This is a genomic window from Niallia sp. HCP3S3_B10 (assembly GCF_052064465.1).
GTDB lineage: Bacteria > Bacillota > Bacilli > Bacillales > Cytobacillaceae > Niallia > Niallia hominis.
In genome coordinates this window covers 40248-48527 of record NZ_JBQHVO010000042.1, presented here as the reverse complement: position 1 = coordinate 48527, position 8280 = coordinate 40248, and the positions used below count along the sequence as shown (strand labels likewise).

Annotated in this window: 5 protein-coding genes; all 5 read right to left on the bottom strand. The window is 32.9% G+C overall.

The window, feature by feature from the left end; translation table 11 throughout:
• Positions 1–327 precede the first annotated feature (327 nt).
• Entirely contained in the window at positions 328–639 is a 312-nt protein-coding gene (locus tag ACTNDN_RS17015; RefSeq protein ID WP_031538484.1) for a PAS domain-containing protein, read from the bottom strand.
• Entirely contained in the window at positions 640–777 is a 138-nt protein-coding gene (locus tag ACTNDN_RS17010) for a hypothetical protein (RefSeq protein ID WP_109769103.1), read from the bottom strand.
• 118 nt (positions 778–895) lie between these two features.
• Entirely contained in the window at positions 896–3862 is a 2967-nt protein-coding gene (locus tag ACTNDN_RS17005; protein WP_051640990.1) for an EAL domain-containing protein, read from the bottom strand.
• A gap of 294 nt (positions 3863–4156) precedes the next feature.
• Complete coding sequence (locus tag ACTNDN_RS17000) at positions 4157–5002, bottom strand: CheR family methyltransferase (RefSeq protein WP_035416560.1); 846 nt, start codon at positions 5000–5002, stop codon at positions 4157–4159.
• A gap of 22 nt (positions 5003–5024) precedes the next feature.
• Positions 5025–8243: a response regulator gene (locus ACTNDN_RS16995; protein WP_051640989.1), complete on the bottom strand. Its 3219-nt coding sequence runs from the start codon at positions 8241–8243 to the stop codon at positions 5025–5027.
• Positions 8244–8280 lie beyond the last annotated feature (37 nt).

Sequence of the window (8280 nt, the reverse complement as noted above, 5' to 3'; positions counted from 1 at the left end):
ATTATACAATAAAAAAAGGATAGTTCCTTCAAATAATGAAGGACTATACCTTTTAGATTATGAACATTTGGAGGACTTTTTCAGTGGCCTCTTTGTTTTGTGGTATTTTTTAATATAATGAAAAAAGCTCTATAAAGTAGACTCTTGTTTATAAGAAAAACTATTTCCACCTTTTTCTTTCACTTTATATAATTCTTTATCCGCCTGTTTAAATAAGTCCTCTTTTTACAAGGGGTATGGGGGGCATAAAAGGAAATTCCTATACTTGTCGAAATCTCCAATTCATTTCCACTTATCAACATTTTTTCATTCACTATTCTGAGAATTCTACCAGCTATCGAAAACATCCTCGAGTTTACTTAATTCCGGCAAGACAATCGTAAATTGATTCTTATTTTTCGCCTTTAGAAGTTCTAAACCAGTTTGATTAATAAAGCTTATTTTTTCGTCAGTAAGTATGACGATGGCTTCAGGGGCAGCTTCTACCACACGTTCAAACTTTTCCTCGCTTTCCTCTTGTTTTTTCAAAACTTGTGTATATTCCGTTACATCCTTGTAAGTGCCAACAGCTAAAATAGTTCCTTTATTAACAGGTCTATACGTAGCAACTACGTCAATAAGAGCACCATCTTTACGCATTCACTGTGTTTGAAAACTCGGAATTCTTTGCCCACTCCTTAAATCCTCTAGAAAGTAATTTACTTGTTTTAGATGAAATTCTGGATAAATAGGGGATGTAGATAGCATAATCATTTCTTCTACTTTCCACCCAAGCATCTCCTCAAAGGCTGGATTTCCCTTTAGAATTTCTCCATTTGATTAATCATAAAGATTTCCTTGAATTCTTATTGATTGCACATAGTTTCTCTATAATAATATAAGAAAAATTTCCTAATTATTGAAGCTTTTTAAGATAGCTTATTTTTTCCTCATTTATAAAACTACAATTGGTTAATAAAGGATTTTTACGATATTGCACTGAAAATTTATTTAATAGTTTGGCAAAATAATCTCTTTCTTTATTCTTCATTACAAATTGGATACCATATTGGTAAATATCATTTACTTCATGTTTCCAGACAATATGTCCAGACAATTCTACATGCTCATTTAATATAAATGTTTCAAATTGTAAGTCAATATCTGGTCTAACAGGTAAATCTATATGCGAGAGAATTCTTAATCCACCAATTCCTATATCTTCAATAAGAATTTCAGTTTTCCCTAACTTAACTTTTTTCCCTTTAATGGATACTAAAGACATCGTTGCCTGTAAGGGACGCAGTAAATTAATCCGATAGAAATTCCTTCTATTTGTCATATCTTCCCTCTCCCATTGTGGATCTATTGGTTTTAAAATCTTGTTTTGCAAAAAGGATTGAAATACTTCTTCTCCAACTGATTTACTAAATAAAAATCCTTGTATTTCATCACATTCTTGTTGCTTTAATAAAGATAATTGCTCCTTTGTTTCTACGCCCTCTGCGACAATTTTCATATCCAATCCTTTTGCTAAAAAGATCATCGATTTGACAATCATTGCATCCTTTTTGGAATCAGTTATGTTCCTTACAAAAGACCGATCTAACTTGATCGTATCAATTGGATATTGTTTTAAATAAGTTAACGAAGAATAACCCGTTCCAAAGTCGTCTAATGCAATACGAATTCCAATTTTTTTCAATTGTTGAACAGCTAATGTGACAATTTCTTCATATTGTATTAAAGTAGTCTCTGTTATCTCAAATTCGATTAAGGAAGGATCTGTATTCGTTTCTCTTAAGGTGTGAATAACATTTGGAATAAAATCACTTTTCAATAATCTTTGCGCTGAAATATTAATAGAGATAGGTACAATAGGTAGGTTCATGCTTCTCCAAATGGAGATTCTGTTACAAACCTCTCGAAAAACCCAATCACCAATAGGTAGAATCAACCCATTTTCTTCGGCAATGGGAATAAATTCTCTTGGAGAAACATATCCCCATTCTGGATTTGCCCATCGTACAAGCGCTTCTGCACTTACCATTTTACCAGAAGACGCCTCTACTCTAGGCTGAAACTGAAGAAAAAATTCTTTTTGATCTAGTGCTTTATATAAATCTCTTTCTAGCTGAAATTGCTTGAAGGAAGATATATTTAACAAAGTAGAATAAATTTGATAATTGTTTTTGCCCATTTCCTTTGCTCTATGCAAAGCAGCGTCTGCTTTTTTTACTAGTTCTTCTTTTGTTTGTCCATCAATTGGAAAAGTACTGATACCAACACTTGTCGTTACAAACAATTCATATTCATCGATTATAAAAGACAGTTTCATGGAATCGATAATTCTCTTTGCAATCGTTACTGGAAAGTCTGGTTGCTCAAAATCCCAAAGCAGAATCCCGAATTCATCTCCACCAAGTCTTGCAAATAAATAATTAGTCATTTTCAGCTTCCGATCCAACCTTGTTGTAAATTGTTGTAATAGCTTATCGCCAATAACATGACCTAGTCTCTCATTAATCTGTTTAAATCTGTCTAGATTCAAATATAGAACAGAAAAATTTTGATTATTTCGTTGGGAAGTCTGAATTATTTCTTCCATCTTTTCATCAAACATTCGTTTATTAGACAAATCAGTTAAATAATCGTGATAGGCTAAATGCGTTATTTTTTCCTTACTTTTCTTTAAAAAAGTGATGTCTGAAACAATTCCATCTAATCTTTTTACATCTCCTGCCTTATCTAAAACAGGTATCGTTTGATCTTGCACCCATTTTATTTCTCCTTGTTTGGAGATAATTCGATAGGTATGAGTAAGGGATTCACCATGCGATAATTTTCCCCTTAATTGTCTATAGTCTGATAAATCATCTGGATGAATAATAGACTCCCATTCCATTTCCCTCATCTCTTCTGTGTTATATCCCGTAACAAATTTAACACCTGGGGAAGTTAGCAGAAATTTATTTTTTACAACATCAAAAGACCAAATGCCAACCTCTAAATTATCATAAATATTTCTAAATCTCTCTTCAGCTTCTACTAACTTATTTTCTGCAACTTTTCTTTTTGTTATATCTTGAATAACTCCTACATATTTTATCGGACGGGAATTTTCATCCAAAATCAATTCTGCTTGAACAAACACATAAATAGTATTACCATCCATTCTTCTAATTCTATATTCCATTGTGCAGCTTTCTCTATTCTTAAGTGCAGTTTCGTAGATGGAATCGAAATATAGACGATCTTCTGGATGAACGAAGGCCACTATTTTCTTATAGGTAGGAGTAAACATTTTCTGATCAATTCCATATATTTCATAAATCTGCTTTGACCAATAAACTTGATCTTTGACAATGTCATATTCCCAACTTCCGATCTTTGCTACTTGTTGGGCTAATTCAAGATTCTCTTTAACTTTCAATAACTCTTGTCTATTCTTTGTCAACAAGGTTATATCTTTTGCAATTCCATAAATGCCAAGGACTTGCTCTTTTTCTCCCATAATTGGAATATATGTAATTTCAAAGTTTAGTGTTTGACCATTCCTATGGATTATTTTAGCTTTGAAATTTTGACTTTCTCCACTTAATGCCTTATTTATATAACTTTTTCTAAGATGTTGATGCTTTTTTATATAAATTTTACTAACGTTTTTATCCAAGTCCTTTTTTTCATAACCAAGTATTTGTTTAAACGATGGATTATAATGCAATACTTTTCCATGGATATCCAATGTAAATACAATATCCGGATGTTTTTCAAATATGGCATAAAACGTTTCCTTGTTTAATAAATATTCTAAGTTGCCTAATTTTATAGGGTGCTCCTCTAATTCTATTTTTTTATCTTTTAAAAAATTAAATCTCGCCATCCCAAAACCATCCTCCAATCTTTATCTTTCCATTTCATTAAAGTGAAAATTTTCATTCATGCCTTTACTGATGGCTAGTTCATCGAATCATTATGGATAGTTGATCTGGTTTGGTCTAATTGAAGTTTAGAATTGGACCAACTATTACTTTTTACCTATTCCTTTCCATCTTACTAAATATACGAAGGGGGTTGTATTAGCTCTCCTTCCTATTTTTCAAAAAAAAGAAATTAGGAACATATTCCTAATTTCTTTTTTATTTACTCCTATTTATAGCAAGGAGTTTCACCAAAGCTATTTTATCTTTCTATACAGCTTTTCCTGTCTGCTTATTTCTTCATAACAACCTGCTATATCGGTAAATAAAATGGATTCTCGATCACCAAGTCCTAAAAATCCAAACATCCCTAAACTATCATAAAAAAGCTGATGTACTTTATTTTGAAGGGCTTTATCAAAATAGATTAATACATTTCTGCAAAAAATAACATGAAACTCATTAAAAGAGCGATCTGTTACTAAATTATGCTGAGCAAACACAATATTTTTTGTTAAATTTATATCAAACTTTACTGTATCGCCTTTTACATCGTAATAATCAGAAAATGCTTTGGCACCTCCCGCTTTTAAATAATTGGTCGTAAACTTTCTCATATTTGCGATCGAAAATACGCCCGTTTTTGCAACCTTTAAAACATCTGCACTAATATCCGTTGCATATATTTTCGTTTTCTCATAAATACCTTCTTCTTGGAGGAGAATTGCCATAGAATATACTTCTTCCCCCGTTGAACAGCCTGCATGCCAAATTCGAATCGAGGGATATGTCCGTAAAACAGGAACTATCTTTTCTCGAAATGCTAAGAAAAAAGCTGGATCACTAAACATCTCTGTCACATGGATAGAAAAATCTTGAATCAATCTTTTAAGGCAGTCCGAATCATGCAGAATTTTTTCTAATAAACCAGTGATACTTCCTAATTTCTCTGCATGCACACGATGCCATATTCTTCTTCGAATCGAATTATATGCATAATTCCGATAGTCATATCCACACCAGGCGTATAAGCCCTGTAATAGTAATTCAATTTCAATTTTTTCCTTATCTTTTCCAGTTACTTGTTGATATTCTTTCATCATCTCATGGTCCGCCCATTATCCATTATTCTCTTCCTTCAACTGGGTAGAGCCACACACTGATTAAAGAAAGAAGTTGATCAGATTGGATTGGTTTCGTAATATAATCAGATGCTCCAGCTTTCAAACATTTTTCACGATCCTCTTTCATCGCTTTTGCTGTTAGCGCAATTACAGGAATTTCTTTTAATTTATCATCCAGTCGTATTCGTCTTATTGCTTCATACCCATCTATTTCAGGCATCATAATATCCATTAACACTAAATCAATTTCTTCCTTTTTATCTAGCATTTCAAGTGCCTCTCTACCATTCTCTGCAAATAGTATTTTCATCCCATGCATTTCTAATACACTTGATAATGCATAGACATTCCGAACATCATCATCCACAAGAAGAATCTGCTTTCCCTCTAACGCTTTCGTTTTCTGGAATTTATCGGAATCTTGGTTTTCTTCTATATAATATTCTTGGTTTACGCTTAAATATAACTCCAATTCCTCCTTTAAGCGATGTGGTGCATGTGAATCTTTAATAATGATAGTATCAGCATATTTATTTAAAAATAACTCCTCTTTAGAGGTAAGGGAACGAGCAGTATATATAAATACCTTTAAATCTTTATTTGTATGAACTTTTTTGATTTCTTCTAATAAAGTAAACCCACTTGTATCTGTTAAGCCCAAATCAAGGATGATACAGTCAAATTGATTTACTTTTAACTCTTCTATCGCTTCAAAGCCAGTTGATACCGCTTTAATTATTACATTTTTATCGCCTATATATTCCATTAAATAATTTCGTTGAATGCTATCATCATCCACAATTAATAGTCTTTTAATATCAGTTTCTTGCACAACGCTATATTGCTTATACGGAACCTCTACACTATATGCTTCTTCCTTCGTAGCAGCTATTTCCTCCTCCATCACAAAGGTGGAAATATCCTTCTTCTCTTCCTGATAATCGCCGACAATAAAGGTAAACGTGCTTCCCTTCCCTTCCTCACTTTCCACCTCAATACGACCACCTAAAAGCTCAGAAAGCTCTCGGCAAATAGACAGACCTAATCCAGTACCTCCAAATTTCCTGTTTGTTGTGCCATCAGCCTGCTGAAATGCTTGGAAGATTAATTCTTGTTTTTCTTTCGGAATGCCAATTCCTGTATCTCTAATAGAAAATCTAAATTCATCATTATGATTCGCTTCAATCTCGAATACGATTCCACCTTGCTGGGTAAATTTAAACGCATTAGATAATAAATTCTTTAAAAGCTGTTTCAATCGCTGTTCATCATTAAATAAATAGGAAGCCTGATTATCCTTTAATACAATATCAAATCGTATGTTCTTTTGAATTGCTATTGGTCTAAAATTATTTTCAATAAATTCTACTAATTCATCCATCTGGATATGACTTGGGTTCACATCCATTTTTCCTGATTCAACCTTTGCTAAGTCTAAAATATCATTAATCAAGGTTAATAAATCATTTCCTGAAGAATAGATAGTTTTCGCATATTCTATTTGTTTTTCTGATAAATTACCTTCATGATTGTCGGATAGAAGCTGTGATAATATCAATAGACTATTTAACGGTGTTCGAAGTTCGTGAGACATATTTGCTAGAAATTCAGATTTATACTTTGAACTAAGTGCTAACTCCCTGGCTTTGTTTTCTAACTCTGCACGGGCATGTTCTACCTCTCGATTTGATTTTTCAAATTGTCTATTCTGATTTTCTAAAATAAGCGCTTTTTCTTTTAACTCTGCATTTGTTTGTTCAAGCTCTTCTTGCTGTGCTTGCAGCTTTTTCTCAGATTGTCTCAGCGCCTGTGTTTGTTCTTCCAATTCTTCATTGGAAGCTCTTAATTCCTCCTGCTGAGATTGCAATTCTTCACTTTGAGCTTGTACTTCTTCTGTTAATGCTTGGGATTCTTCTAATAGCCTCGCCAATTGGATTCTTCCCATCACACTATCAATGATAATACCTAATCCCTTGACCACTTCTTCTACAAATTCCTGTTGCTGTGTGCTAAATGGTCGGAAGGATGCCATTTCTAAAACCGCTTTTACATCCCCTTCAAAAAGAATTGGAATGACATATAGATTCAGTGGAGTTGCTTCACCAAGTCCAGACTTTACACTTACATAATCAGCAGGAACGTTTGTAAGAAGAATAGGTGTCTTTTCAAGAACTGCTTGCCCAATCAAACCTTCTCCGCCTTCAAATTCAGTTGTCATATGCTTTCTCTCTTTATATGCATAGGACGAAAGCAGATTATACTTTTGTTTACTAGCTTGTGGAGTAGATGATTTTATATAAAACACTGCATGACATGCCTCCACTAAAGGCACTATTTTGGAAAGGAATGTACGAGATAATGATTCTAAATCATGTTTCCCACTTAAGCTTGTTGTGATTTCAGCCATATTGGATTTATTCCATAGTAATTTCTGTTCTCTCTCCATTTGTTCTTCTAAAGACTGGGTCATGCGATTAAATGATTTTGCAACATCGCCAATCTCATCTTTAGCAGTATCCTCCACTTTTTTAGATAGATCTTCCTTTCCGTTAGCAACATTTGCCATAATACTTGAGACTTTATTTAAGCGTGTAGATATAGACCATACATTTTTAAAGACAAATCCAGTAATAATTAGAAGAGAGACCATAATAAAAATACTGCCAATTAAAATCCGCTTAAATGTGTTGCTTGAAACCTCTTCAAAAGAAGTTAGTAAATTCGTTTCAAAATGATCGGTGATAGTGGAAATTACTTGAAAAAAATCCTCATGTATCGAATTCGATTTGCTGTTCATTAATGTGCTAGCACCCGCTATGTTTCCCGACTCTACCATTTGCACTATCTGATCTTTATATATATTAAACTCTTGATTAATCGTTTTTAATTCTTCCATCAGTTTTTGTTGTTCCGCTGTGGTCACTTTTGCATTCAGGGTAGCAATATCCTGTGAAATCGAATTACTTTCTGTGTCCAATTGTGATAGTTCCTTCTCGATTGCAGCTTTATCACTTAAAATAAGTAAATTTCTTATACTGATTGCCTCATTCTTTACCTCTCTATGAATATGCTCTGCTAAAAAGGATAGCTCATAATTCGATTGTGATGAGGTTTTTATTTTACTGATAGAGGAAAGTTGATACCATGCAATCGCAATCAATAGAAAAAATAAAACAGGCAATATGCTAAGCAGTAAGATTAATTTTGATTTTATTTTCATAAAATAGGCTCCTATAAGTCTATATTTCTAGATAATA

Excerpts from the sequence above, each read along its gene's own strand:
- ACTNDN_RS17015 (WP_031538484.1), bottom strand. The coding sequence starts at position 639 with ATGCGTAAAGATGGTGCTCTTATTGACGTAGTTGCTACGTATAGACCT.
- ACTNDN_RS17010 (WP_109769103.1), bottom strand. The coding sequence starts at position 777 with ATGCTTGGGTGGAAAGTAGAAGAAATGATTATGCTATCTACATCCCCT.
- ACTNDN_RS17005 (WP_051640990.1), bottom strand. The coding sequence starts at position 3,862 with ATGGCGAGATTTAATTTTTTAAAAGATAAAAAAATAGAATTAGAGGAG.
- ACTNDN_RS17000 (WP_035416560.1), bottom strand. The coding sequence starts at position 5,002 with ATGATGAAAGAATATCAACAAGTAACTGGAAAAGATAAGGAAAAAATT.
- ACTNDN_RS16995 (WP_051640989.1), bottom strand. The coding sequence starts at position 8,243 with ATGAAAATAAAATCAAAATTAATCTTACTGCTTAGCATATTGCCTGTT.